Raw genomic sequence first — 24,125 nt, 5'->3', positions numbered from 1 at the left:
CGAACTCGACCCAGGTCGCCGACCCTCGTCGCCTGCGACATGGCGTTCTGGACGCGGCAGCGCGATGCGCGGCCGTGGCAAGCCTGAGCCAAACGCTGCACCGGCATCTCCGACCTGAGGTTGATGAACCTTTGAGAAATTAGTCGCCGAGGACGAGCACACGACACAGGGCGGCGCTCTCTCGGGACTCTCGAAGTACTAAGCACGCTTGGCGCCCACCCCCTATCCGTCCCAGCCGGCCGTCCGAGCCGCCCACCAACGCGCGCTCGGCACCCCCTCTAACCGCGCGATCAACCATGTTCCACGGCAGCAAGAGTCCGCTCTGATGGGCGCTTGTCCACGCACGTCCGTGGACGTTCTGCCGCAACGGTTGCCCACAGATTGCCCACTAGCGTGCATTGAACACATCAAAGGCGGCTCCCGGATCTCTCCGGAAACCGCCTCTGACCTGCTGCTTCTCTTCGTAGCGGGGGCAGGATTTGAACCTGCGACCTCTGGGTTATGAGAGACCCTCCGGCCGCCAATCGACAGGTGCGCTGAGCGTCGACCCAAGGTAAAGTCCCAGGTCAGAGGCCAGTTCTGGTTCCAGACTCGTCCCAGGTCGTCCAGCCAGATCCGGGCACGGTCTGCTCACAAATGGCTCACATGCGACTCGGGGAGACTTCATGGCATGGGTGGTTGAACGACACGGCGCAAAGGGCACCCGCTACCGCGGCGGCTACCGCGACCCCGACGGACGCCTCCGCTCCGCAGGCACCTTCTCTACCCGCCGCGATGCCCTGCGCGCGGCGAACCGGGAGGAACAGAAGGTCCTCGCCGGGGCCTGGCACGACACCACGCTCGGCGAGGTCACCTTCCACGACTACGTCCAGGGCGAGTGGCTGCCCAACAAGCACGTCAAAGCCTCCACCCGCGCCGCCTACATCTCCTACCTGAACAAGCACTTCTACCCCTAATTTCGGCGCCTGCCGACTGAACCGGATCTCACCGTCCCTGGTCCAGGACTGGGTCGCCCAGGCCAAAGACGCCGGGCTCTCGCCGCGGTCGATCCGCAAGTACCACGTGATGCTGTCCTCGATCTTCGCGCGCGCCGTCAAAGACCGCGTGCTGGTGCACAACCCGTGCGACCACACCGAGCTGCCCAAGGTGATCGCCCGCAAAGCGCGCACCCTGACCCCCGACGAGTACACCCGGTTGCTGGCCGCCATCCCCTACAGCACCGATTGATGGTGGAGACCCTGATCGAGGCTGGGCTGCGGTGGGGCGAGCTCGTCGCCCTCGAACCTCGCCACATCGACTTCCTCCGCCGATCGTTGACCGTGGAGGAGACCATCGTGGAGGTCTCCAAGACCCGGCCAGCGCTACCTAGTCAAGCCCTACCCCAAGGACAACGAACCCCGCAGCTTCGGCGTCCGCCAGGCCTGGCTCGACGCCATCGCCCACCACATCCACGCCAACGGCATCGGCCACGACGACCTGCTCTTCCCGACCAAGGCAGGTACGCCGATCTCGAGGAACACCTTCCGCACCCGGATCTGGCTCCCCGCCGTTAAAGCATCCGGGATCGACTTCCCCGTCCGGGTCCACGACCTCCGCCCACGCCCACGCCTCCTGGCTCCTGGCCGGCGGCGCGGACCTGAAGTCAGTGATGGAACGCATGGGTCACTCCCAGATCCAAACCACCCAGAAGTACCTTCACACCCTGCCCGACACCGACCAACGCAACCTCGACGCCCTAAGTCGTATCCAGAACCGACAGCCGTAGTGACGATGCCGGCGCCTATTCAGCGAGGACTTTCTAGGCGAATCTAGACGTGTCAGGTCCAACCCGACACACGTCAAGTGATTCGCCGACGCCCCAGTGATGAACACCAAGGACGGGTTCGTCCAGGGCTTCAACGCCCAAGCGGTGGCCACGATGGACCAGTTCGTGATCGCCGCGGAGGTCTCCAACCAGGCCTTCGACGCTCCGCTCTACGAAGACGTGGTCGGCACCGCGAAGACAAACCTCAAGAGCGGTGGGGAGAAGCGTCGGCTCCGCCGGGGGGTGGCCGATGCCGGCTACTGGAGCGAGCACAACACCCAGCTGCGTGGCGTCGATTCGTTCATCGCACCCGGCCGGGCCCCCAAGCTCCGCAAGATCGCCGAGACCGAGCAGCGCCGCAGCCAAGTCATCGACCAGGTTCAAGCCGGCGAACTGACCAAGCCCGAGGCCGCGGCGGAACTCGGAGTCTCGGTGCCCCGTGTCAACCAGATCCTCCGCAGACGACAAGCCGGCGACCCCGACCAGCTCACCGCCGCCTCCATCGCCAAGATCGACAGCCCCCCGCGGACGCAGAACCTACGCCCGAAGAGCCGGGGCCATCGAGCCCGTCTTCGCCCAGATCAAGCACAACCGCAAGATCCGAACCATCTCCCGCCGAGGCCTCACCACCGCCGACAGCGAATGGAAGCTCATCTGCGCCACCCGCAACCTGCTCAAGCTCTTCCAGTGCCGGGGGTCGATTGCCTTTGGCTTGTGTCCCGGCTGTGTCCCAAAAAGCTGGATGCGAGAAATCAGAGTGGCATATCCGCATCAGCCGCGGGCCAGATCGCGGGCGGCCTGCTTGATGGCTTCGCGGATGCGAAAGTAGGTGCCGCAGCGGCACACGTTCTCGATCGCCTCGATGTCCGCGTCACTGGGGTTCGGATTGCGCTTGAGCAGGTCGACCGCGGCCATGATCTGTCCGGGCTGGCAGTAGCCGCACTCCGCGACGTCCTGGTCCAGCCACGCCTGCTGCACGGGGTGCAGTTCGTCGCCCTCGGCGAGGCCCTCGATGGTGGTTACGTTCTTGTCCGCGCACTCCGAGACCGGGGTCACGCAGGGGTTAAACGCCTTGCCGTTGAGGTGGCTGGTGCAGGCCTTGCAGACATTGATGCCGCAGCCGAACTTGGGTCCGGTGATTCCGAGCTTGTCCCGGAGTACCCAGAGCATGGCCAGGTCTGCGGGCGCGTCGACCGTCGTCTTCTTGCCGTTGACGGTGAAGGTATAAGTGGGCACGGGAGACTCCGCTCAGTCGGTCGGAAAGGGGTCGAAGTCGACCTCGAAGTTGATGGGGAAGTGCCGCGGCCACGTGCCTGTGGCCCGCGCGTAGGCACAGGCAATAGCCCCGACAGCGGCGGGCACCGGCAGCTCGCCGACGCCGCCGGGTTCCTCACGGCTGGGCGGCATGACGAACACCTTCACGTCGCGAGGGCTGTCCTTCTGTCGGGCGAAGTGCGACTGCGAGTAACTACCCTCCAGTGGCAGGCCGTCCCTGATGTGCAGCCCCGCGCGCAACGTGCTGGAGATGCCGTCGGTCAGGCCGCTGATCATCTGCGCCTCGATCCCGAGCGGGTTGATCGGACGGCCCACGTCCGCCGCGATCGTGGCCCGATAGACCCGGGGCCGCCTGGGATCCGTGGCATCGATCTCGACCAGGAAGGCGCACGACGAGCGGTGCTCGACGTGCAGCGCGATCCCCTGGGCATGCCCACGGGGCATCGTTCGGCCCCAGCGGCCCTCAAGGGCAACCTTGTCCAACACCGCCCGGACGTTCTCGTGCTTGAGGTATTCGCGGCGGAACTTGTAGGCGTCCTTGCCGAGCCTCGCGGCGATCTGATCCACCACCAGCTCCTCGGCGCCCCGCACCATCGCGGAGTACACCGACCGCCAGGCAGCGGTGTTGAGGATGATGTCCTCGGGCTCGTGCAGCACCTCGGTGACAACGCCGAAGTTGTACGGGCACTCGACCATCATGTTGAAGAAGCTCTGCGCATACGTGTAGTTGCCCGCGCCGGCCGAGAGCTTCGCGGTGATCAGCTCGCCGAGGCCATGACTGAAGTCCGTCTTGGTCTGGGTGATCCGGTGCTCGTAGGACGCCACCTGGCCGGCCGCCAGGGTCGCCCGCACCCGGTGGAAGCTCGGCCCACGCATACGGCCGTGCCGCATGTCGTCGACGCGGGTCCACATCAGCTTCACCGGCTTCCCGAACGCCTTGGAGGCCCGCGCGGCTTCCATGGCGCCGTCGTGGAACAACCGCCGCCCGAACGCGCCACCTGACTGCACCACGTGCACCTTCACCGCGTCCTGTGGCAGGCCCAGCTCCTCGGCAATGACCTGCTGCGCGAAGATCGGCGTCTGCAGTCCGGACCAGATCTCCGCGTGATCCCGGCGCACGTCGGCGATCGCCGAGTTGGTCTCCAGCGGGGCGTGGCTGACCGGTGCGAACCGGAACTCCGCGTCGATGGTGTCCAGCAGGCCTCCCGGGACCGCCAGCGGGACCGTCGCCGCCTCGAGCTTGGCGAAGATGTCCTCGTTGCTCAGGCCGTCGACAGTGCCGGCGCTCCAGTCGACCCTGAGCACCTTCTTCGCGTCCCACGCCTGCCCGAATGTCTCGGCGAGGATGGCCACCCCGGTCTTGATGACGGCGATGTCGATCACTCCGGGCATCGCCCTCACCTCGGCGTCGTTGCGGACCCGTAGCGGCCTGCCTTGGATCGTCGGCGGACGGTGCACCAGGCACGGCTTTGCGTCCGGAACCACGTTGAGGTCGAGGGTGTATTCCAATTGCCCCGTCACCATCTTGCGTGCGTCGATCCGGCCGGCCGGCTTGCCGATCACCCGGAACTCCGCAGCTGATTTGGGCGTGACGCCTGTCGGGCTCAGCCCGGGGTCGGCAGCGGCTACGGCGAGCGAGGCGTACGTCGCCGTACGCCCGTCGTCAGCCACCACCATGCCGTCTCGAGTGCTCAGCTGCTCGGCCGCGATGTCCCACTGATGCGCCGCCGCCGCGACCATGCGAGCCCGCGCCTCGGCCGCGGCCTGGCGGATCGGGTCGTAGACCGTTCGCATCGCAGTCGACCCACCAGTGAGCTGGTTGTACAGCAGCGCCGGGTCGGCGTCGCGCATCGGGACGTGCACCCTGGACAGCGGGAGGTCCAGCTCCTCGGCCACGAGCATCGCGCAGGCGGTAGTGATGCCCTGACCCACCTCCATGCGGTGCAGCCACAACCAGGCATCGCCGTCCTGTGCCACCTCGAGCAGCACCAGGTTCTTGGTCGGCTCGCATGCCTGCTTGTACAAGTCGCCGACGTCGTACAGCTCCGAGGGCCGCGGCGAACTCGGTATCGCCGCATGCGCCGCTTCGGCACCAAGGCCCCAGCGTGCGGCGACGGTCAGCGTCGGCGCCGCCACAAGATAGGTCAACAACCGCCGGCGACCGATGCCGGCCTGGTCGCGGGTCTCCTCCGCCATGGGAGCCTCCTCAATATTCTGACCGTACATGCGGTCACCGTTGGGAACGGTATGGGACTGGTCGACGTCCCGCAAGGGGTGACGACGTTCTCAAGGGGCGGCGCGTCGCCGCCTTCGAACGCGCGCGAGCCCGACAGCCGCCACCGTCGCCGACGCCCCTCCGCCGACTCCGAGCATGAAGCCGGTCGGGATGCTGCGGTCGTCGTGCGGTCCTGAGGGAACCCACTCCACGACGCCGCGGATCGCCCCTGGCGCAGCGTCGTACGTGACCGGGACGCGCCAGCGATTCACGACGGCGAGGTGGCCGTGCACGGGCGGTTGGCCGGGCATCCGAACTCGCTCCTCCAACCAGCTGCCGCTCGCCACGGTGTCTGCCGCGCCGATCGACGCAAGGACCACACCCTCAGCTGTACGGACCACCAGCCGGTGCCCAGCGGCGACCTCGACGAAGAACCCGGCTACCCGGCCCTGCAGCGGGTGCACCACGACGCCGCGCGGAGCATGATGGACCACCACCCGATAGCTGCCGTCGGTCGCCCCGACACTCCCACCATGCGCGGCGGCGACCGGAACGGTGGACATCGAGATCGCGAGGGCGCCTGCGGCCGCCGCGATGCCCCTACCCGTGCCGGGCACCACTCAGCTCCTGGCGACGAGCACCGGACTGGACGCCGAGGGGATCTCACCGCGCTCCGAGTCGCGGTTGGCGAACAGCATGTACGGGCCGGGCGGCAGCACCTTGTTGTCCGGCACCGCCAGCGTCAGCGTGTTGCCCGATCGGTCGAGGACCGCCAGCTCGACAGTCCGCTGATCGGGATCGACGAGGTGCGTCAACGACGGATTGCGCACCATGCGCACGCTGCTGATATAGGTGGGGCTGTCCACGACGATCTTCATCGTGCTCCCGTTCACCGCCTTGGCCGGCGCCGCGGCGATCTTCGGCCGCTCACCCCAATGCAGGTACGGCGGTGAGAAGATCTGGAAGCTCGGGTCGGTGGTGTTCCTGCTGGTGCCCAGGGTGTCGTGCAGGATGTTGTTCTGCGGCCCGAACATCAGTGGGAAGGGAGCGTGCCCGCCCAGCATCACCCGGCCGTCCGGCAACAGGGTCGCGGTGGTGTGGTAGGTCCGACCCTGCGTCTGGGGCGCGGCCTCGGTCCAATTGCCCGTCTCCGGATCGAAGATCTCGGTTTCGCGGATCGGGAAGCCGAGGCCAGGAGTGACGTCCTCGTCGACGTTGGCGCCGTTGGCGACGAACACCTTCCCATCCGGCAGCACCACGGCGCTGGCGTACCAGCGCGGCTGGTGCATCGGCTCGACCGACTTGCTGGTGAACTTGTCGCCGTTCGCCGTGTCGATGGTGTTGAGGGTGACGCTGTCGGAGCCGAGGTAAGTGCCCGGAGTCATGCCTAGGACGCCGCCGCCAGACAGCACCTCGGCCGAGTTGTACCTTCCGTCCTGGTCGGGCTTCAGCGTCAGCATGACCGAGAACCCGGAGCCACGGAAACCTGCGGGAACGCCGTTGATCACAGGGACGCCCAGGTCTTTCCAGGACTGGGTGGCGGGATCGTAGACGCTGGTCAGGTTCCAAAGGGCCTGGTCGTAGGCCCCACCCATCGGGTTAAAGGCCTGCCCCGCCGCGTCGTAGTACACCTTGCCGTTGGGCAGCAGATGGATCCGCGGGTACAGCGGCAGGGACTTGTCCGCGCTCGAGGGGTTTGTCCTCCACTTGCCCGTCGTCGGGTTGTAGGTTTCCGTCTGCCGGACGTTCGTCACCCAGTCGGTGACAGGACTCTCCAAGTAGATCGGCTTGACCAGCTTACGCACACCGCTGACGGTGAACGCCTCGCCGCTGGGCAAGGTGACCGTCGATGGGTACCACCGGCCGTAGCTCATGTCCGCCGCGGGTTCGAACGTGTTGGTCTTCGGGTCGAAGATGCGAGTGTTCTTGATGCCCACCGGCTCGAGCACCCCGAAGTTCGTGCCCGGAATACTGGGCTCGGAGTAGTACGCGGTGCCCCCGTTGATCAACAGCCGTCCATCGGGCAGGAAGACGTGCGCCGCGCAGAACAGGTTGCCGTCGTTGTCCTTGTTGTCGTTGTCGTGCGGGATCAGCGGGAGGTACTCGGCGTTCTGGTCGTAGCCGCCCGGGTTGCCGTTGGTGTCCGCCGGCATCGGCACCGACCATGACGGCTCAGGGCCTGAAAGATCCAGCACCCGCGCCTGATCGCCCATTGCCTTCTCGCCGAACTCAAGGACGACGTTGAGCCCGACGTGATTCATCCCCTCGATGCCGTCCCAGTACAGGATCCGGCCGTTCGGCAGGACCGCGACGCTCACCGCCGTCGGCTTGCACCGCTCCCCCGACGAGTCCTGCGCCTCCAGGCACTCATGTCCAGACGGGTCCGCGAACAATGCACCAAAGGCGCCGACCTCTTCTGGATACGACGTCTCCGCTGCCGCAGGTACGACCAACGGCGAGGAGGCTGCGGTGACGAGAAGTAACGCGGCAAGGACAGGAGCACATCGCATGAGGGCCTCGCTTCGACTGATGGCAGCAAGCTCACAAATTGACCGTACAAGCGGTCAGGCTAGACGCCAGGGTTGGGCAGCCGCAAGCGGATGACTTGTGCCGGTTCTCCAGCGACTCTAAATTGACCGTATGAGCGGTCAATTTTTCGCGACGCGTAAGTGCCTTCACAAAGCAATCAGGCCGGCGCGGCTCGCATGCAGGGGATGTCATGCGTGAGGTGATGCCCGAGCTCGTGGACTGGTGGCGAACCGGCAATCGGGTAGCCGTCGGGACGGTCGTGGCGACCTTCCGGTCCGCGCCGCAGCCGCCCGGCGCCTCGATGATCGTCGGACTAGACGGGGCCGTCCTCGGGTCCGTGTCCGGCGGCTGCGTCGAGGGCGCGGTCTATGAGCTCGCCCAGGAGGTCCTGGCGGCGGGCACGCCGGTGCTGCAGCGGTACGGCGTCTCCGACTTCGATGCCTTCGCCGTTGGACTGACCTGTGGCGGGATCATCGACGTGTACGTCGAGCAGGTCGATCGCGCCACGTTCCCAGAGCTCGAGGACGTTTTCGCGGACATCGAGCGAGGCCATCCCGTGGCGATCGCGACCGTGGTCGACCACCCCGACAGTGCTCGCGTCGGCCGGAGGATGATCGTGCGTCCAGATTCTGCGCAGGGATCACTCGGCAGCGGCCGCATCGACGACGGCGTCCGCGACGACGCACGGGGTCTGTTGGTCCACGGCCAGTCCCAGGTGCTCTCCTATGGACCTGATGGCGAACGCCGAGGCGAGGGCCTGCGGGTCTTCGTTCAAGCCTTCACACCGGCACCGCGGATGCTGGTGTTCGGGGCGATCGACTTCGCTGCGGCGACGGCGCGCATAGGCGCGTTTCTGGGATACCGCGTGACAGTCTGCGACGCGCGACCGGTGTTCGCCACAGCCGCCCGGTTCCGCGACGCCGACGAGGTCGTCGTCGACTGGCCTCACCGGTACCTCGCAGCCGAAGCCGCCGCCGGACGCATTGACAGCCGGACGGTGATCACCGTCCTGACCCACGACCCGAAGTTCGACGTACCCCTGCTGGAGGTGGGCCTACGCCTCCCCCAGGTGGCCTATGTCGGCGCGATGGGCTCGCGTCGTACCCACGACGACCGGATGACGCGCCTCCGCGAGGCGGGACTGACCGAATCCGAGCTGGGCAGACTGCGGAGTCCGATAGGCCTGGACCTCGGCGCCCGCACGCCTGAAGAGGCGGCGGTCAGCATTGCGGCGGAGATCCTTTCTCAGCGCTGGGGCGGATCAGGGCAGCCCCTGAGCAGCACGTCGGGCCGGATCCACCACGCTGCCCTCTCGTAGCGGTCGGCCGTTGAGCATCCGCGGCCTGGCGCTGGGGGCGGCTCATCCCTTGCGACGGCCGACCTCGGCGCCATCGTGGTGACAATCTCGCTCACCCCCACGATGGTGAACGGCGCGAGACTCACCGTCGCCGGTCGGCTGCCAGCGCCAGCAGCCAACAACAGCCCGGCCATCCGCCACCCGCAGCTCCACATCCAGACCCTAATCCGATCGCCCTGGCAACCGGTCGCACTTGGTCTGCCCATGCCGACAACTCGAGGGACTCCGACCCCCAGGACACGCAGGAATAGGCCGCCCGTTAAGGCGTCTCAGACCCGCTCACCCCCCTCGAACCGCGCCAGCAGATGACAGGGACGGCCCGGCCGCCAGCCGGCTCCTACCGCTATTGACATCGGCCTGTGACCTCCCGCACACTACTGACCGTGCGTACGGTCAGATGGTCTGACGAGGCGACACCAGAGGTAGGCACGATGCTCAAGGGATCCCCTGACTCCGGTCTCAGCGTCTCCGGCGTAACCGTCCAGTTCGGTGGACTCCGGGCGCTCGAAGACGTCACCTTGTCTGTTCCACCACGAAGCGTGGTGGGACTCGTGGGCCCGAATGGCGCCGGCAAGACCACGCTGTTCAACGTCGTCAGCGGCTTCGTCCGTCCGTCCGCCGGGCAGCTGACGTGGGACGGTCACCCTTTCCACCCCAAGCCGCGACGCCTGGTTCGCCAGGGCATCGCCCGCACCCTTCAGGATGTCGGACTCTTCCCCCACCTGACGGCTGTCGAGAACGTCATGCTCGGTCGCACGACCCAACGACGCGCCGGCTACGTGTCGTCCCTCCTGGGCCTGCCGGGCAGTGCGCGGGACGAACGTGAGTCACGACGCATCAGCACGGAGGGGCTGGATCGGCTCGGGGTGGCGCAGCACGCCGAGCGCCAGGCATCGGCGCTTCCCTACCCCGTCCAGAAGCGAGTGGCGCTCGCCCGCGCCCTGGTCACCAGGCCGCGACTGCTACTGCTCGACGAGCCCGCGGGCGGACTCGGTGCCGAGGACTTCGAGCCGTTGGCAGAGCTGGTCAAGTCGTTGCCGGGCGACCCGGACTCCCCGTGCTCGGTCCTGCTCGTGGAGCACCACATGGACTTCGTCATGGGGGTCTGCGACCAGGTGGTGGTCCTCGACTTCGGCCGGCTCGTCGCTGCGGGTACGCCGTCGGAGATCCAGTCGGATCCTGCGGTGGCCGCCGCCTATCTCGGCATTGATCCCACGGACATCGAGGTCGACGCCGGGACCGCCGTCACCCTGACCGAGGAGCCGGCATGAATACGTTGACCGTCACAGCCTTAGAGGCGGGGTACGGCAACGCGCCCGTCCTGCACGACTTCTCGGTGGACCTCCCTGCCGGCACCATCACGGCCGTCCTAGGAGCCAATGGAGCGGGCAAGTCGACGCTCTTGAAGGCGATCTCAGGGTTGGTGCCGCGAACTGCGGGCAGTGTCGTCCTCGACGGGGAGGACGTCTCGGCCCTTCCCGTGGAGCAGCTGATGCCCCGCGGTCTCGCCCACGTTCCCGAAGGTGGCGGGATCATCCGGGAGCTCACGGTCACGGAGAACCTCCGGCTCGGCGGAAGCTGGCGCCGCGGGGCGACAGCCCGTCGTACGACCGAGCTCGCTGTGGCAGAGGTGCTCGACCTCTTCCCCGGGCTTGCCAAGCGACGCGAGGCGCTCGGGCACCAACTGTCGGGCGGTGAGCGCCAGATGGCCGCACTCGGACGGGCGCTGGTCAGCCGACCCAAGGCGCTGCTCCTCGACGAGCCCTCGCTCGGGCTCGCCCCTTCCGTCGTCGCCCAGCTGCTGGCGCAGCTCGCCCAGCTCCGAGACGACACCGGCCTCACGGTCCTGCTGGTCGAGCAGAACGTCGGAAGCGCTCTCGCAATCGCCGACAGCGCTCTCGTCGTGGCACTCGGTCGCGTCGTCGCCCGCGGGGCGGCCTCCGAACTGCGTGGCGATGAGGCCATCCGCCATGCCTACCTGGGCTACTGAAAGGGACCACCCGATGGATCGGTTCGTCTTCCTCACCGTGAACGGCGTCGCGCTCGGAGCGATCTACGCCTCAGTCGCAATTGCCCTCGTCATCATCTTCCGCACCACGCGCGTGTTGAACTTCGCCCAAGGCGCCATGGCGGTCGCCAGCGCCTACGGCGGCATGGCGGTGATCGAGTACAGCGGGTCCTACTGGCTCGGCTTCACCACTGCCCTGGTCTTAGGTGGCGCCCTGGGTGCAGCGGCACGGCTGACCGTCTTCCGGAGTGCAGATCGCCAGGGGCACCTGAATCCCATCGTGATCGGCATCGGCCTCCTCATCGTCATCGAGTCGGCACTTGCTATCGCGTTCGGTCCCACCGAGCGCCACCTGTCGACGGCCTTCAGCCGGGACCTGCTCCACCTCGGTGGCACTGCCCTGCTCTCACGACAGGACCTGTTCACCCTGCTCGCGGTCGGCGTGGTCATGTCACTACTCGCCTGGACCCTGACCCGGACCCGGATCGGCCTGCAGATGAGGGCAACCGCCTTCAATCCCGTGGTGGCGCGGCTCCACGGCATCAAGGTCGGGCACATCCTGACGCTGGGCTGGGTCATCGCCGGGGTGGTCGGGGCTCTGGCGGCGATGCTGGTCGTCCCGACGGGGCTCGGGCTCTTCCCGCAGGCCATGGACCTGGTGTTCGTCCTCGGCTTCACCTCAGCCGTCATCGGAGGTCTGGACAGCCTCAGCGGAGCCATGATTGGCGGCGTCGCCACAGGTCTCGCCCTCAGCTACGCGAGCGGCTACCTGGGAAGTGAGCTGACCTACGTGGCGGCGTTCGTGCTCCTGCTTGGCGTCCTCCTGCTCAAGCCCGCCGGCCTCTTCGCCGGTACGACCGCAAGGAGCGTCTAGTGCTTCAGATCAAGCTTGTCCGACACGGCCTGCTCACCCTCGCCGCCGCGGCCGTCGTGGCCCTGCTGGTCCTGCAGTCCGAGGACGTGAGCAATTTCGAGTACATCCAGGTCGCCGCCTACGTCTGTGCGGCGGCCGGCCTGACCCTGCTGATCGGCGTGAACGGCCAACTGTCTCTGGGCCACGCGGCCCTGATGGCGGTCGGTGCCTACAGCGCCGCGCTGTACCTGCGGTCCGGCAGCGAGGACTCGCTGGCTTCCGCCGGGGACCTGTTCGTCGCGCTCCTCGTCGGATCCGTGACGGCAGCCGTGGTGGGCATCGCGGTCGGCGCCGTCGCGGCCCGGCTCCGGGGGCCCTACCTGGCCGGAGCGACGCTTGCGCTCGGGGCGTGCGTTGTCGGCGTCACCACCTACTTCGATCACCTGCTGGGCGGCGACCAGGGCCTGACCATGCCGTTGACCGAGGTGCCTGCACCGTTGAGCGCCGCCCTCACGTCCTACCAGTGGAGCGCGCTGGTCAGCCTGGGCACTGCCCTGCTGGTTCTCTTCCTCCTGACCAACCTGAAGTACTCCCCCGTGGGCCGCGAGATGGCTGCCGTCCGCGACCACGAGGTGGCGGCGCAGCTGTGCGGGCTCAGCGTGGCGCGCGTCCAGATCAATACCTTCGTCGTCAGCTCGGCTGCTGCCGGGGCCGGCGGCGCGATCCTGGGCGTGCTCTACCTCCAGATCGCATCTCCGGGGGCCTTCACGCTGTTCCTGTCGATCTACCTGCTGGCTGCGGTCGTGATCGGCGGGCTCGGAAGCATGCGGGGAGCCGTGATCGGGACCGTGATCGTCCTCTACTTCGGCCGCCTCATCGAGGACCGGGTTGCACACCTGGGCCTGTCGACGGCTCAGACCGACCGACTGGCCGCCCACTTGCCGCTCGCCGCCTTCGGCGTGCTGCTCATCGTCGTGATGCTCGCCGTACCCGGCGGCATCCAAGGGACGCTGGGACGCATTGCTCCCCGGCTTCTCCAACTCATGGAAACCGTAGGAGGAAAGAAATGATGCGAGCCTCGTCCCGACGTCAGGTCGGGCTGTTCAGGCGGTGCGCAGCGAGCGCGGGCGCCGCGGCGCTGGCGCTCGGTGGATTGGCGGGCTGCGGAGGTACCTCCGGTGACGCCACCGCGGGCGCCCCCGGAGTCACCGAGGACACGATCCTGCTGGGCTCGACCCAGGCGCTCTCCGGCCCGGCGGCGCCCTATGCCGCGATCGGGAAGGCGATGACGGCCTACTTCGACTACCTCAACGAGCACGGCGGCGTGCACGGACGCAGCATCGAGCTGAAGATCGCCGACGACGCCTACAACCCGAGCAACACCGCCTCGCAGACCAGGAAGCTGGTCCTGCAGGACAACGTGTTCGCCATGGCCGCCTCCCTGGGGACACCCACGGTGTCGGCCGTCTCTGACTTCCTCACCCAGAACAAGGTGCCGAACCTGTTCCCGACGTCGGGCAGCCGCGTGTGGAACCAGCCCGACAAGCACCCCGCGGCGTTCGGCTTCTCGCCCAACTACACGATCGAGGGCAAGGTCCTCGGCACCTACATCTCCGAGAAGTTCCCCGACAAGACGGTGTGCTTCTTCGGTCAGGCCGACGACTTCGGCGCCGACGGCCTCGCAGGCCTGGAGAAGGTCGTGAAAGTAGCGCAGAAGCAGGAGTACTCACCGGCCAACACCGACATCGCGCCCCAGATCGGCGCCCTCAAGTCGGCCGGGTGCCAGGTGACCGTCTCCTTCACAACCGCGGGCTTCTCGGCGCTGACACTCGGAACGGCCGCCCGCCAGGACTTCAAGACCCAGTGGGTCTTCACGGGCTCCGGGTTCGACATCCCCACGCTCGAAGGGTTCCTCAAGGAGGACACGATCGAGCTCACCGAAGGTGCGATCACCTCGGCGTATCTGCCCGTTTCGACTGCCGCGGACAACAGCTGGATCAAGCTGTTCAAGGAGATCAACCAGGACTACAACGGCAACGCCCGGTTCGACTTCAACACCGTCTACGGCATGTCGGTCGCGTACACCGTGGCTCAGGCCCTGGAGCGTGCCGGCGAGGACCTGACGCGCGACAGCCTGGTCGACGCGGTCGCGAAGGGTGGCATCAGGGGCCCGATGCTGACGCCGTTCCAGTACTCAGAAGACAACCACAGCGGCGCGTCCGGCACGCAGGTCTACGTGGCTCGAGCCGGGGTGCTGGAGCCCGCCTCGCCGATCTACACCACCGACGACGGTGACGGCGACGTCGTCGAGTCGACCACGCCACCGGCTGAGGCACCGCAAGACGGTCTGCCGCAGTAGTCGCGAACGAAGCGCCCGGATCCCGTGCTGGGATCCGGGCGCTTCTCGTTACCTGCCGGTCAGCTCAAGCGCGCGACGGCGTTCCTGGCTGCCTCGGCCGCCGCGGCGGCAACTCGCTCGACCCGCTCGGGCGGGAGCGGGGCGACGAGCGACTTCGCGACGATCACCGGCAGGTCACTCTGGGCGATCGTGCGGTGGTGCGAGAACGTGTCGAATCCGGCCTTGCCGTGGTAGGCGCCCGATCCGCTCATGCCGACGCCACCGAAGGGCGCTGCGTGGTTGAGGTAGGCAAGGGCGGTGTCGTTGCGCGACACCCCGCCCGACGTCGTCCGGACGAGGAATCGCTCGAACTCTGCCGTCTCACCGCCGTACCAGTACGACGAGAGCGGGTGCTCGCCCGCTGCCACGTAGTCGATCGCCTCGTCGACGTCGGCGTAGGTGTGCACGACCAGGACTGGGCCGAAGATCTCCTCGGCGTTGATCTCTGCGTGCGGCGAGGTGTCGAGGAGCAGCGTCGGCGGGATCCGGCGCATGGTGCTGTCCAGCACCCGGTCCCGCTCCTCCTCGGGAAGGATCACGACCTCGGTCGCCCCCTTGGCCTTCGCGTCTTGGATCAGTCCGGTGACGCGGGCGTAGTTCGCCTCGTTCACGATGGACACCACGTCCGGGTTCTCCTCGAACGTGGGGAAGTGCGAGAGCACCGCGGCCCGGTACGCCTCTATGAACTGCTCCTTCGCGGACTCGGGTACGAAGGCGTAGTCGGGGCAGAGGCAGACCTGCCCGTTGTTGATCAGCCGGCCCGCAGCGATGCGTGTGGCTGCGTCCGCGATATCGGCGTCGGGGGCCACGATCGCCGGGTTCTTGCCACCCAGCTCGAGGGTCACCGGCACGAGGTTCCGGCCAGCCGCGGCGCCGACGAGCCTGCCCACCTTGGGCGACCCGGTGAAGAAAAGGTGGTCGAACCGCAGGTCGGAGAAGGCAGTTGCCGTCTGGACGCCGCCGTTGACGACCACGACCTCGTCGGGCCCCATGCGCGAGGCGACCGCGCGGGCGAACACCTCGCCGGTGCCCGGAGCCATGTCGGAGAACTTGATCATCACCCGGTTGCCGGCGGCGAGCGCCTCGGCGGCAGGCACGAAGACGAGGAGCACCGGGAAGTTCCAGGGGCCGATGATCCCTACGACTCCCTTCGGGCGGTGCTGGATGACCGCGGGAACACCGCCCCGTAGCGCGGCCGGCAGCTCCGTCGGCGCCAGCCATTCCTCGAGGTGCTCACGGGTGGCTTCGATGCTCGTCAGTCCGGACAGGATGTCCAGCTCAAGCGAGGTGGTCGGCGGACGGCTGCCGAAGTCGGCCTCGAGGGCGTCGGTGAGCTCGGTAGCGTGCTCGAGAACTGCGGCGACGAACCTGTCCAGCCGGTTCCGGCGCGTGGCCGCGTCGGGGATCGGGTCGGCGGCGTGGGCCGCGCGCTGTTGCTCCAGGAGCCTCGTCAGCTCTTCGCGGGTGACCTCTGTGGTCGCTGCAGCCGTGGTCATTGCCGTGATCTCCTTTGCCGGTTCTGAGAGTGACGCGCCGTCAGGCTGTCGGGCGTTGTGAGCGCCCGGGTCCAGCCGGGGCACAGTTCCGCGCGGCTCTGGACGGATCATCGCGGGGCCATTCGGAGTGCGCCGTCCATGCGGATCGTCTCGCCGTTGAGGTAGTCGTGGTCGATGATCATCGTGACGAGTCGAGCGAACTCCTCCGGCCGGCAGAGCCGCTGCGGAAAGGGCACCCCGGCTGCGAGGCCGACGCGATACTCCTCGCTGACCGTGGCGAGCATGGGGGTCTCGACGATGCCCGGTGCGATCGTGCACACGCGAATGCCGTGCTGCGCGAGATCGCGGGCTGCAGGCAGGGTGAGGCCGACCACGCCCGCCTTGGACGAGGCATAGGCAGCCTGGCCGATCTGGCCGTCGAAGGCGGCGATCGACGCCGTGTTGACCACGACACCGCGCTGCCCGTGCTCATCCGCCTCCGAGGCTGCGATGGCCTCCGCGGCCGTCGCCATGACCGTGAACGTGCCGACGAGGTTCACCTCGAGCACCTTCGCGAAGAGGGCGATGTCGTGCACACCCTTGCGGCCGAGGATCCGTGTGGAAGGGCCGATGCCGGCGCAGTTGACGACCGTCCGCAGGGGCCCGCCACCACGGACCGCGTGATCGACGGCAGATCGCACTTGGTCGGCGTTGGTGACGTCTGTCCCGACGTACTCCACGCCGCTGACCTCAGGAGCGCTGTCGAGCGCCTTGGGCAGGTCCAGTCCCAGGACGCGTGCGCCCCTGGCGGCCAGGGCCGCCGCCGTGGCGGCGCCCAGCCCAGAGGCGCTTCCGGTCACGAGGGCGGTGGTGTTGTCGAGCTCCATGGGTCTCCTCAGGTGTAGATCGGCACTTCGGCCGCAAGCGGTGTGCTCGGTCAGCGTTGGGAGGCAGCACCCAGGCCGCGGGCATCGAGCCAGGCCGTCACCGCCGGCAAGGTCTGCTTGCGGGCCGAGCTGCCCACGAGCAGCCCGACGTGGCCCGCCTTGAGGGATTGCGTCTCCGCGTCGTCGGACCCGACCAGGTCGGCCAGCGGCGTCACGGAGGCTGGCGGAGTGACGTGGTCGTAGGTGCCGTAGATGTTGAGGAACGGCACCTTGATGGCGGAGAGGTTGCGCGCGCGATCTCCCAGCACGACGGAGCCGGTTGCCAGGCCGTTCCCCCGGCTGATCCGACGAACCATGTCCACAAACGCAGCCCCGGGGAAGGGCACGTGGTCCCGGGCCCAGTTGCTGAGTGCCCAGATCGCCTGTGCGGCCCTTCTGTCGTGCAGGCGTGTCCACAGGATCACGTAGCCGCCGAGGTCGCCCAGGGGGCGCAGCATCTGGAACGACCGCAGCAGCGTGGTCGGCGGGACGTTCCCGGTTCGGTCGAGGATGTCCTCGGGATCGATCCGCCCCTGCCGGGTCATCTGGGCGAGCGGACCCATCTCGAGCCAGTTCGTCGGCACACCCAGACAGATGAGGGCGGCCGGCGGTGCGTCGGTCGAGGCGGTCCACAACGCAGCGATGACGCCGCCGAAACAGTGGCCGATGACCACCGGGTTCTGCCCGGTCGCTTCGCGGGCAGCAGTCATCGCGGCGGGCAGGTACTGGTCCACGTAGGTGCTCATGGAGTTTCCGACATCGCGTTCGTCCGGCACTCCCCAATCAACGAGGAAGACGTCATGACCGGCCGCCTGCAGGCCCTCCACGAAGCTGTCCCCCGGGCGGAGGTCCCAGATGTGGCTGCGGTTGATAAGACTGGGGACGAGCAGCACCGGGCGTCCGCCGGTCACGTCGGTGTAGTGCCTCAGGGATGCCTTGCCCTGCCGCCAGGCGATGGTGTGCTGGGAGTGACCGGTCTGGGGCCGGTCGAGTCCCCCGGCGAGGCGCAGCGCATTGACGGTGCGCTGGGCGTTTCGGGCTGCGCGGGCGCGCGCCCCACGAACCGGCGCGGTGATCCCTGCCAGTAGGGCGGTCACCGGTTTGCTCTGTCGAGCGCGTCCAGTGACGCCTGCAGCTGCCGCAGCTGGCGGCTGGAGGGGAGCCCCGCGATCTCGACGGCCCGGTTGGCGACGCCGTCCGCCGCGCGGCCGAGGAGGCGACGAAGGGCGAACGCGACAGCGAGCGTGTCCAGGGCGGCGTCGGTGCCTAGCGCCGCCTCCAGTCGTGGCGAGAGCCTTCGCTCGGCGGCGAAGAAGGCCTTTGCCGGGTCGAGGCTGACCCACGTTGGAAGTTTCATCGGCGACTCCCTTCCATCCTCATCCGGTGGCCCACACGTCGACGAGCCACCGCCGGTCCTCGGTCAGCTGCTGCAGCCATGCCTCGGCGTCCTCCGCCTTCTCCCCGCACAGCTCGGAGCGCAGGTCGAGGAGCGTCGAGCGGACGCCGTCGGCCATCGCGGCGGCGCCGCAGACATAGAGCGCTCCGCCTCGTTCGAGCAGGTCCATGACGTGCGCGCCCATGGCCTGCAAGCGGTCCTGGACGTAGACACGGGGCAGGTCAGGCACCCGCGAGTAGGCGCAGGCGAGCTGTACGCCGGCTGCCTCGGCGAGCTGTTCGAGCTCGCCCCGGTAGAGCTCGTCCGACTGCGGGTGGCGGCAGCCGAAGAGCAGGAGGGACGGAGCGAAGTCGGTGCCTGCTCGCCTGGCCGCGGCGCGATCCTGCAGGAAGCCGCGGAACGGTGCCAGTCCGGTGCCCGCGGCGACCATGACCACGGGGACGCTCGGGTCACTAGGTAGCCGGAAGGAGCTGGCCGTGTCCCGGACGAACGCGTGCACCACCCGGCCGACCTCCTGGGCGAACAGGTAGCTTGAGCAGGTGCCGTGGAAGGTGCCGTTCCCCGACCGGGCTTCGCCGACCAGGGCGCCCACGGTGATCGAGCACCTGTCCGGCTGTACGCGCGGCGACGAGGAGATCGAGTAGTAGCGCGGCGACAGGGGGCTCAACAGCTCGAGGAAGACCTCGAACGGCAGTCGACACGTCGGATGCATCTCGAGGAGGTCAAGGACCGAAATGCGTCGGGCCAGGACCTCGGCGCGGTAGGTGTCTCCGTCCAGGAGCCGCTCGAGGCGGGCTCGGGTCCAGGGGTACTCGGTGTGCTCCAGGAGTCGCTCGATGTCGCGACGTCCGGCCACCCCCTGCAGCTCGACGTAGTCGCTGATCAGGTGCCGCACGGTCACCCGCTCCCCCACGGGGAGGAACGAGCTGACACCGTGGTCCGCCACTAGCCGCACCCATGCGTCCGGCTCGAGGTCGAACCGCTGTGTTACGCGGGCGACCAGGGCGTCACTGTTGTGCGGGATGACGCCGAGGTGGTCACCCGCCTGATAGGTGACGCCCTTCGGCAGCTGGAGCTCGACGTGACGTACGGGTCGCACCGCCACTGGACCGTCGGGCGTCGTCAGCTCCCGGGTCTCGATGATCCGCATGGGCCGGGCGTCGAGCGACTCGACGAAGGGGCTGGGCCGGTCGCTCGGCAGGAACTCGATGCGCAGGCGGGGCTCGTAGGATCCCGCAACGGCTCCCAGGTCGATGCCCAAAGCCTCGGCGAGGCTGGGCCACAGGGCCGTTTCCCAGGTTTGGAGGTCTCCGTCGAAGTCCGCGGCGACGTCGCCCTCGCCGCGGGAGTGCAGGCGGGTGGCACCCAGCTCCTCGAGCCGGCTGTCGACGAGCCGCGGGAAGTCCTGGAACGTCGGGGCCCACTCGTGGTTACCGCACCCGAAGACGCCGAACTTCACGCCGCTGAGGTCAGGCGCCTGGGCAGTGATCCACTCCGCGAACCTCACGGCGTTGTCAGGTGGAGTGCCGTTGTAGGTGGCGGTGGCGATGAGCACGACGCCCTGGGTCGGCAGGTCGTCCACCGCCTCGTCGAGGGTGGAGACGCGTACGTCGAAGCCGCGAGCGCGGCCGGCGTTCGCGAGGTCGTCGGCCACCTCCTCCGCGGTCCCGAAGTTGGAGCCGAAAAGGACCAGCATCGGTGTCGCGTGTCCCGGTGCAGCGGGCTGTTCAGCGGCGACGTCGTCCTCGGCAGGTCCGTCTTCCAGGTCGACGCCCGCGACGACCAGCGGCCCTCGTCTCTCCGCTGGGGTGAAGCGGACCGGCAGGTGCTTGATGCCGTTCATGAAGCTGGACTGCATGTGGCTGGCCTCGCCGCTCACTTCGATGTCGGGCAACCGGGTGAATAGCTCGGTGAGCAGGGTCTGAACCTGCAGACGTGCGAGGTTGGCCCCGAGGCAGTAGTGCGTGCCGTCCCCGAAGGAGATGTGCGGGTTCGTATCGCGGGTGATGTCGAACCGATCCGGGTCCGCGAAGACGCTCTCGTCGCGGTTCGCCGATGCATAGTTGATGATCACGCGGTCGTCCTCGGCGATCGACTGTCCGGCGAGTTCGAGGTCCCGCGTGGCGGTGCGCCGGAACTGGATCACCGAAGGACTGAAGCGCAGGACCTCTTCGACGGCGCCCGGGAGGAGCGAGAGATCCTCGCGCAGCCTGGCGAGCTGGTTCGGATGCTCCGACAGGGTGAGCATCGTGTTCGCCAGCAGGTTGCGCGTGGTGTCGTTGCCGGCGATGACCAGCAGCTGGAAGAACCGGTCGAGGTCGTCGTCGGAAAGGAACTCACCGTCCACCTCGGCGTTGACGACCGTGCTCCAGAGGTCCTCGGTCGGCCTCGTGCGCCGTTCTTTGGTGGCGGCCCGGCAGTAGGCGAACATCTCCGTGAACGCGGAGAGGAATCCCTGGGGGTCACCGCCGTACTCGGGGTCGTCGATGCCGACGAGGCGGTTCGTCCAGCTGTACAGGAGCTTCCGGTCCTCGGGCGGCACGCCCAGCACGTCGGCGAGCACGAGCAGCGGCATCTCGGCAGCGACGTTGGCGAGGAAGTCGGTCTCGCCGGTCTCGCAGACGGCATCGACGACCTCGCAAGCGTGCCGCTTGATGGCCTCGAAGAGCTGCTGCCGGATCACCTTCGGCGTGAACGCCCGGTTCACGATCTTGCGCAACGAGCTGTGCTCGGGCGGATCCATGTTTAGCATCATCCTGCGCAGGACGGCGACATCGGTCGGCCGCTGGTCGCGCAGGAAGCTCGTGCCTCGCCACGACGAGAAGTCCTCGGGATGACGGGACACGTGACTCACCTCGGCGTGCCGGAGCACCAGCCAGTAGCCCCGGCCGCCGGCAAACGTCTCCGTGGCGGGCTCGTCGACCCAGACGACGGCATGCTCGCGTCGCAGGTCGCGCAGGACCTCGTGCGGGATGCCGTCGGCGTACATCGACGGCGTCAGGATGTCGCTCAGTGCAGTGGTCATGGCCCTGCCCCTCCGCAGGTGCCTGTCGACGGGTGCAGCCGGAAGGCTGCCGTGGTCAGCCGGGCGGCGAGCAGGCTGCGCAGCGCGTCGGGTCCGTTGACCAGCGGGAGCCTCTGGGCGTCCTCCCACAGTCGCCGCAGCAGCCCTCCGTCTGGTCGGCTCCATGGGATGCGCTCGTCGGAGACGAGGGCGACGGGCATCTCTGCCGCGGTGGCTCGACGAACGGCCGTGGCGATCCGCTGGAGGCTGTCGCGGGCGGCCGGGAAGACCAGGTCCATGTCGGTGAACCCGTGCAGCTGGCCGGGGAAGTCGTGCCACTCGACGGCGACACCGGCGGACTCCAGCGCCCGCACGTAGTGCTTGGCGTCCTGGCGGAACGGGTCGACGCCGGCCGTGATCACGACGGCCGGCGGGAGGCCGGTCAGGTCGGGGGCCCGCGAGGGAGAGATCACCGGGTCGGTGCGATCGACCGCTGGCGGAACCGCGTGTGCGGCGAACCAGTCGATCGTGTCCCAGTCCAGCAACCTGGCGAGTGCCGGGTCCCGGTCGGTGTGCTCGAGGCTGAAGTCCAGACCGGGATTCACCAGCACCTGCAGCGCCGCCGGTGCGCGGCCGTCGTCGCGAAGGCGCTGCGCGACGTGGGCGGCGAGTCCCCCACCGGCCGAGTCACCAGCCACGACCAGGCGGCCAGGATCTGCGCCCAGCTGGCGTGCGTGCTGCTGGACCCAGCGAGCGGCGGCGTAGGCGTCCTCCTGGGCCGCAGGCAGCGGGTGCTCGGGAGCACGCCGGTAGTGCACCGAGACGACCGTCGCCCCGGCGGCGTTCGCCAGCCGGCGACACGCGCCGTCGGCCGTGAACAAGTCACCGATGACGAAGCCACCACCGTGGAAGTAAACGATCAGGGGCCGATCCGTGTCCCCACGGCGCCCGGGGCGGTAGACCCGGACCGGGATCGTGCCGTCGGGTCCGGGGATCCTCGCGTCGCGGACGTCGCGAACGGGGCGCCAGCTGCCGGTCGCTGCATGCAGGATCCGGAGGTCATGACGTGCCTGCCGGGGCGTCCGCGTCCACGTCGGCGGCCAGCCCCAGATCTCCAGCATCCGCAGGAATGCTCGCGCCCTCGGGTCCAGCCCGACGTCGCGATCGCACGTCTCGCCGCTGCTGCTGGAGGGGGTGACCATGCGAAACAGGCTAGTGACCGTACGCACGGTCAGTCAACTCTTGTGCCCTCGCTCACATTGCGCCTATGCTCGGATCCCATCGTCGTATTGACCGCACGTACAGTCAGGAGCAGGAACCATGGGCGTTACCCCGAACGGCATCTTCGAGATCATCGAACGCCAGGCCAGCCAACACCCCGATGCCGTCGCACTGCTCTTCGGCAGCCGGGCCTGGACCTGGACCGAGCTCCGTGCCCGCATCCTGCGACTGGCGGGCGCCCTCCGCGCCGAGGGCGTCACCGAGGGCGACCGGATAGCCTTCCTGGACAAGAACCATCCCGCTTGCCTCGAGACGACCTTCGCGGCCTCCCTGCTGGGCGCAGCCCACGCGGTCGTCAACTTCCGCCTGTCGCCCGAGGAGCTCGCCTACGTCATCGACGACACCACGGCCGAGATCCTCATCGTCGGCGAGGAGTTCGCCAGCTCCGTGGAGGCGATCCGGTCCGAGCTGCCCAAGCTGCGGCGGATCGTCGTCCTCGGCGGAGACCAGGACGAGTACGAGGCGCTCGTCGCGGCCGGCACGCCCCTCTCCGAGCGCCACCACGCTTCCGCCGACGACTGCTTCCTGCAGCTCTACACGTCAGGCACGACGGGCTGGCCGAAGGGCGCCATGCTCTCGCAGGCCGGCCTTGCTGCCCACAGCGAGGCACTGCTGCCGGCGTACAAGATGGACGAGTCGACGGTGAACCTGGTGGCGATGCCGCTCTTCCACGTGGGAGGCACCAGCTGGGCCATCGGTGGGATGTACGCCGGCGGGCGGACCATCATCGCCCGCGACGCCGTCCCCGCGGACCTCTTGAAGCTGATCAAGGACGAGCAGGTGACCCACGCCTTCTTCGTGCCCGCGCTCATCCAGATGCTGCTCGCCCAGCCCGACCTTGTCGAGGCCACGAAGAGTCTCCACGTGATCGGGTACGGCGGCTCCCCCATGCCCGCCCCGCTCATGGAGAAGACCCTGGCGACGCTGGACACCCCGCTGTACTCGGTCTACGGCATGACCGAGATGTCCGGGGTCTTCTGCGTCCTCGGACCCGACGACCACCGGGACCCCGAGCGTGCCCACCTGCGTGCCTCGGCGGGACGCCCGCTGCCCGGAAGCGACGTCCGCGTCGTCGACCCCAGCAGCGGCAAGGACGCCGCACTCGGCGAGGTCGGCGAGTTCTGGGTGAAGTCGCCCCAGGTGATGCTGGGCTACTGGAACAAGCCCGATGCGTCAGCCGAATCGATCGTCGGCGGGTGGCTCCGGACCGGGGACGCTGGCCGGATGGACGAGGACGGATACCTCTACATCGAGGACCGGGTCAAGGACATGGTCATCACCGGCGGAGAGAACGTCTACCCCGCCGAGGTGGAACGCGTCCTGATCCAGCACCCTGCGGTCGCTGAAGTCGCCGTCATCGGGTTGCCCGACCGGAAGTGGGGCGAGACCGTCCACGCCATCGTCACCCCCGAGAGCGGCTCGGAGCCCGAGGCATCCGAGCTGATCGCGTACGCGCGTCAGCGACTCGCCCACTACAAGTGCCCGACGGGCATCACCTTCGTCGACGCCCTTCCCAGGAACCCCACGGGGAAGATCCTCAAGCGCGACCTCAAAGCCAAGTTCGGATGACCGCCTGTGCGGTCAGGCTCCTCTAGAGTGGGCTT

21 protein-coding genes are annotated in these 24,125 nt (G+C 68.1%); 11 read left to right on the top strand and 10 right to left on the bottom strand.

The genetic code is table 11. The features are described 5' to 3' along the window. Nucleotides 1-665 precede the first annotated feature (665 nt). The 4 genes from E7Z54_RS08865 to E7Z54_RS24375 all read left to right on the top strand — a co-directional run bounded on the left by E7Z54_RS08865 (nt 666) and on the right by E7Z54_RS24375 (nt 2,633). A complete protein-coding gene (locus tag E7Z54_RS08865; protein ID WP_136432931.1) occupies nt 666-956 on the top strand; it encodes a hypothetical protein in 291 nt (96 codons plus the stop codon). A gap of 109 nt (nt 957-1,065) precedes the next feature. Beyond that, entirely contained in the window at nt 1,066-1,227 is a 162-nt protein-coding gene (locus E7Z54_RS23075) for a hypothetical protein (RefSeq protein ID WP_168798239.1), read from the top strand. A gap of 418 nt (nt 1,228-1,645) precedes the next feature. Further along, nucleotides 1,646-1,765 (top strand): hypothetical protein, encoded by a 120-nt coding sequence (locus tag E7Z54_RS24380; protein WP_378527056.1) that lies wholly within the window; start codon nt 1,646-1,648, stop codon nt 1,763-1,765. Nucleotides 1,766-2,243: 478 nt separating this feature from the next. Continuing rightward, complete coding sequence (locus E7Z54_RS24375; RefSeq protein WP_136432929.1) at nt 2,244-2,633, top strand: transposase; 390 nt, start codon at nt 2,244-2,246, stop codon at nt 2,631-2,633. On the opposite strand, the gene E7Z54_RS08850 is transcribed toward E7Z54_RS24375, so the two are convergent. From E7Z54_RS08850 to E7Z54_RS08835, 4 genes are all read right to left on the bottom strand, one after another. Then, nucleotides 2,576-3,040 carry a (2Fe-2S)-binding protein gene (locus E7Z54_RS08850; RefSeq protein ID WP_136432927.1) on the bottom strand — a complete coding sequence of 155 codons (465 nt, stop codon included), beginning with the start codon at nt 3,038-3,040 and terminating at the stop codon, nt 2,576-2,578. The two genes, E7Z54_RS24375 and E7Z54_RS08850, sit on opposite strands and share 58 nt — an antisense overlap. A 12-nt stretch (nt 3,041-3,052) precedes the next feature. Then, nucleotides 3,053-5,275 carry a xanthine dehydrogenase family protein molybdopterin-binding subunit gene (locus tag E7Z54_RS08845; RefSeq protein ID WP_136432925.1) on the bottom strand — a complete coding sequence of 741 codons (2,223 nt, stop codon included), beginning with the start codon at nt 5,273-5,275 and terminating at the stop codon, nt 3,053-3,055. 90 nt (nt 5,276-5,365) lie between these two features. After that, the gene (locus E7Z54_RS08840; protein WP_136432923.1) at nt 5,366-5,911 is read right to left on the bottom strand and encodes a hypothetical protein; all 546 of its coding nucleotides are present in this window, start codon (nt 5,909-5,911) and stop codon (nt 5,366-5,368) included. Nucleotides 5,912-5,914: 3 nt separating this feature from the next. Beyond that, nucleotides 5,915-7,804, bottom strand: coding sequence for a galactose oxidase-like domain-containing protein (locus E7Z54_RS08835; RefSeq protein WP_136432922.1), 1,890 nt, complete (start codon nt 7,802-7,804; stop codon nt 5,915-5,917). Nucleotides 7,805-8,013: 209 nt separating this feature from the next. On the opposite strand from E7Z54_RS08835, the gene E7Z54_RS08830 reads away from it, so the two are divergent. The 6 genes from E7Z54_RS08830 to E7Z54_RS08805 all read left to right on the top strand — a co-directional run bounded on the left by E7Z54_RS08830 (nt 8,014) and on the right by E7Z54_RS08805 (nt 14,400). After that, nucleotides 8,014-9,141: an XdhC family protein gene (locus tag E7Z54_RS08830; protein WP_136432920.1), complete on the top strand. Its 1,128-nt coding sequence runs from the start codon at nt 8,014-8,016 to the stop codon at nt 9,139-9,141. Between the two features lie 470 nt (nt 9,142-9,611). After that, on the top strand, nt 9,612-10,451 hold the full coding sequence (locus tag E7Z54_RS08825) for an ABC transporter ATP-binding protein (protein WP_136432918.1): 840 nt from the start codon (nt 9,612-9,614) through the stop codon (nt 10,449-10,451). After that, nucleotides 10,448-11,170, top strand: coding sequence for an ABC transporter ATP-binding protein (locus E7Z54_RS08820; RefSeq protein WP_136432916.1), 723 nt, complete (start codon nt 10,448-10,450; stop codon nt 11,168-11,170). Before E7Z54_RS08825 ends, E7Z54_RS08820 begins: the two co-directional genes overlap by 4 nt. Before the next feature lie 13 nt (nt 11,171-11,183). After that, nucleotides 11,184-12,062, top strand: a complete 879-nt coding sequence (locus E7Z54_RS08815) for a branched-chain amino acid ABC transporter permease (protein WP_136432914.1) — start codon at nt 11,184-11,186, stop codon at nt 12,060-12,062. Continuing rightward, the gene (locus E7Z54_RS08810; protein ID WP_136432912.1) at nt 12,062-13,111 is read left to right on the top strand and encodes a branched-chain amino acid ABC transporter permease; all 1,050 of its coding nucleotides are present in this window, start codon (nt 12,062-12,064) and stop codon (nt 13,109-13,111) included. The genes E7Z54_RS08815 and E7Z54_RS08810 overlap by 1 nt, the downstream gene beginning before the upstream one ends. After that, nucleotides 13,111-14,400: an ABC transporter substrate-binding protein gene (locus E7Z54_RS08805; RefSeq protein ID WP_136432985.1), complete on the top strand. Its 1,290-nt coding sequence runs from the start codon at nt 13,111-13,113 to the stop codon at nt 14,398-14,400. Before E7Z54_RS08810 ends, E7Z54_RS08805 begins: the two co-directional genes overlap by 1 nt. A 59-nt stretch (nt 14,401-14,459) precedes the next feature. Here the strand turns inward: E7Z54_RS08805 and E7Z54_RS08800 are convergent, their stop codons facing one another. The 6 genes from E7Z54_RS08800 to E7Z54_RS08780 all read right to left on the bottom strand — a co-directional run bounded on the left by E7Z54_RS08800 (nt 14,460) and on the right by E7Z54_RS08780 (nt 22,442). Further along, nucleotides 14,460-15,935, bottom strand: coding sequence for an aldehyde dehydrogenase family protein (locus E7Z54_RS08800; protein WP_136432910.1), 1,476 nt, complete (start codon nt 15,933-15,935; stop codon nt 14,460-14,462). 107 nt (nt 15,936-16,042) lie between these two features. After that, nucleotides 16,043-16,801, bottom strand: a complete 759-nt coding sequence (locus E7Z54_RS08795) for an SDR family NAD(P)-dependent oxidoreductase (protein WP_136432908.1) — start codon at nt 16,799-16,801, stop codon at nt 16,043-16,045. A 50-nt stretch (nt 16,802-16,851) separates the two neighbouring features. Next, complete coding sequence (locus tag E7Z54_RS08790) at nt 16,852-17,937, bottom strand: alpha/beta fold hydrolase (RefSeq protein ID WP_168798238.1); 1,086 nt, start codon at nt 17,935-17,937, stop codon at nt 16,852-16,854. Continuing rightward, nucleotides 17,934-18,197, bottom strand: coding sequence for a hypothetical protein (locus tag E7Z54_RS23070; protein ID WP_168798237.1), 264 nt, complete (start codon nt 18,195-18,197; stop codon nt 17,934-17,936). The genes E7Z54_RS08790 and E7Z54_RS23070 overlap by 4 nt, the downstream gene beginning before the upstream one ends. Before the next feature lie 19 nt (nt 18,198-18,216). Further along, nucleotides 18,217-21,261 carry a cytochrome P450 gene (locus E7Z54_RS08785; protein ID WP_136432905.1) on the bottom strand — a complete coding sequence of 1,015 codons (3,045 nt, stop codon included), beginning with the start codon at nt 21,259-21,261 and terminating at the stop codon, nt 18,217-18,219. Then, nucleotides 21,258-22,442 (bottom strand): alpha/beta hydrolase, encoded by a 1,185-nt coding sequence (locus tag E7Z54_RS08780; protein ID WP_136432903.1) that lies wholly within the window; start codon nt 22,440-22,442, stop codon nt 21,258-21,260. The genes E7Z54_RS08785 and E7Z54_RS08780 overlap by 4 nt, the downstream gene beginning before the upstream one ends. Nucleotides 22,443-22,560: 118 nt before the next feature. Between E7Z54_RS08780 and E7Z54_RS08775 the strand changes: the two genes are divergently transcribed. Next, nucleotides 22,561-24,090, top strand: a complete 1,530-nt coding sequence (locus E7Z54_RS08775) for a long-chain-fatty-acid--CoA ligase (RefSeq protein WP_136432901.1) — start codon at nt 22,561-22,563, stop codon at nt 24,088-24,090. Nucleotides 24,091-24,125: the final 35 nt, after the last annotated feature.

It is taken from the genome of Nocardioides sp., assembly GCF_004803405.1.
In the GTDB taxonomy this organism is placed as follows: domain Bacteria; phylum Actinomycetota; class Actinomycetes; order Propionibacteriales; family Nocardioidaceae; genus Nocardioides; species Nocardioides vastitatis.
Note: the sequence above shows the minus strand (reverse complement) of the source record. Positions and strands in the feature narration are given on the sequence as shown.

Coding starts and splice junctions, on each gene's coding strand:
- E7Z54_RS08805 (WP_136432985.1), top strand. CDS start 13,111: ATGCGAGCCTCGTCCCGACGTCAGGTCGGGCTGTTCAGGCGGTGCGCA.
- E7Z54_RS08845 (WP_136432925.1), bottom strand. CDS start 5,275: ATGGCGGAGGAGACCCGCGACCAGGCCGGCATCGGTCGCCGGCGGTTG.
- E7Z54_RS08830 (WP_136432920.1), top strand. CDS start 8,014: ATGCGTGAGGTGATGCCCGAGCTCGTGGACTGGTGGCGAACCGGCAAT.
- E7Z54_RS08835 (WP_136432922.1), bottom strand. CDS start 7,804: ATGCGATGTGCTCCTGTCCTTGCCGCGTTACTTCTCGTCACCGCAGCC.
- E7Z54_RS23075 (WP_168798239.1), top strand. CDS start 1,066: ATGCTGTCCTCGATCTTCGCGCGCGCCGTCAAAGACCGCGTGCTGGTG.
- E7Z54_RS08815 (WP_136432914.1), top strand. CDS start 11,184: ATGGATCGGTTCGTCTTCCTCACCGTGAACGGCGTCGCGCTCGGAGCG.
- E7Z54_RS08825 (WP_136432918.1), top strand. CDS start 9,612: ATGCTCAAGGGATCCCCTGACTCCGGTCTCAGCGTCTCCGGCGTAACC.
- E7Z54_RS23070 (WP_168798237.1), bottom strand. CDS start 18,197: ATGAAACTTCCAACGTGGGTCAGCCTCGACCCGGCAAAGGCCTTCTTC.
- E7Z54_RS08795 (WP_136432908.1), bottom strand. CDS start 16,801: ATGGAGCTCGACAACACCACCGCCCTCGTGACCGGAAGCGCCTCTGGG.
- E7Z54_RS08785 (WP_136432905.1), bottom strand. CDS start 21,261: ATGACCACTGCACTGAGCGACATCCTGACGCCGTCGATGTACGCCGAC.
- E7Z54_RS08800 (WP_136432910.1), bottom strand. CDS start 15,935: ATGACCACGGCTGCAGCGACCACAGAGGTCACCCGCGAAGAGCTGACG.
- E7Z54_RS08865 (WP_136432931.1), top strand. CDS start 666: ATGGCATGGGTGGTTGAACGACACGGCGCAAAGGGCACCCGCTACCGC.
- E7Z54_RS08820 (WP_136432916.1), top strand. CDS start 10,448: ATGAATACGTTGACCGTCACAGCCTTAGAGGCGGGGTACGGCAACGCG.
- E7Z54_RS08780 (WP_136432903.1), bottom strand. CDS start 22,442: ATGGTCACCCCCTCCAGCAGCAGCGGCGAGACGTGCGATCGCGACGTC.
- E7Z54_RS08775 (WP_136432901.1), top strand. CDS start 22,561: ATGGGCGTTACCCCGAACGGCATCTTCGAGATCATCGAACGCCAGGCC.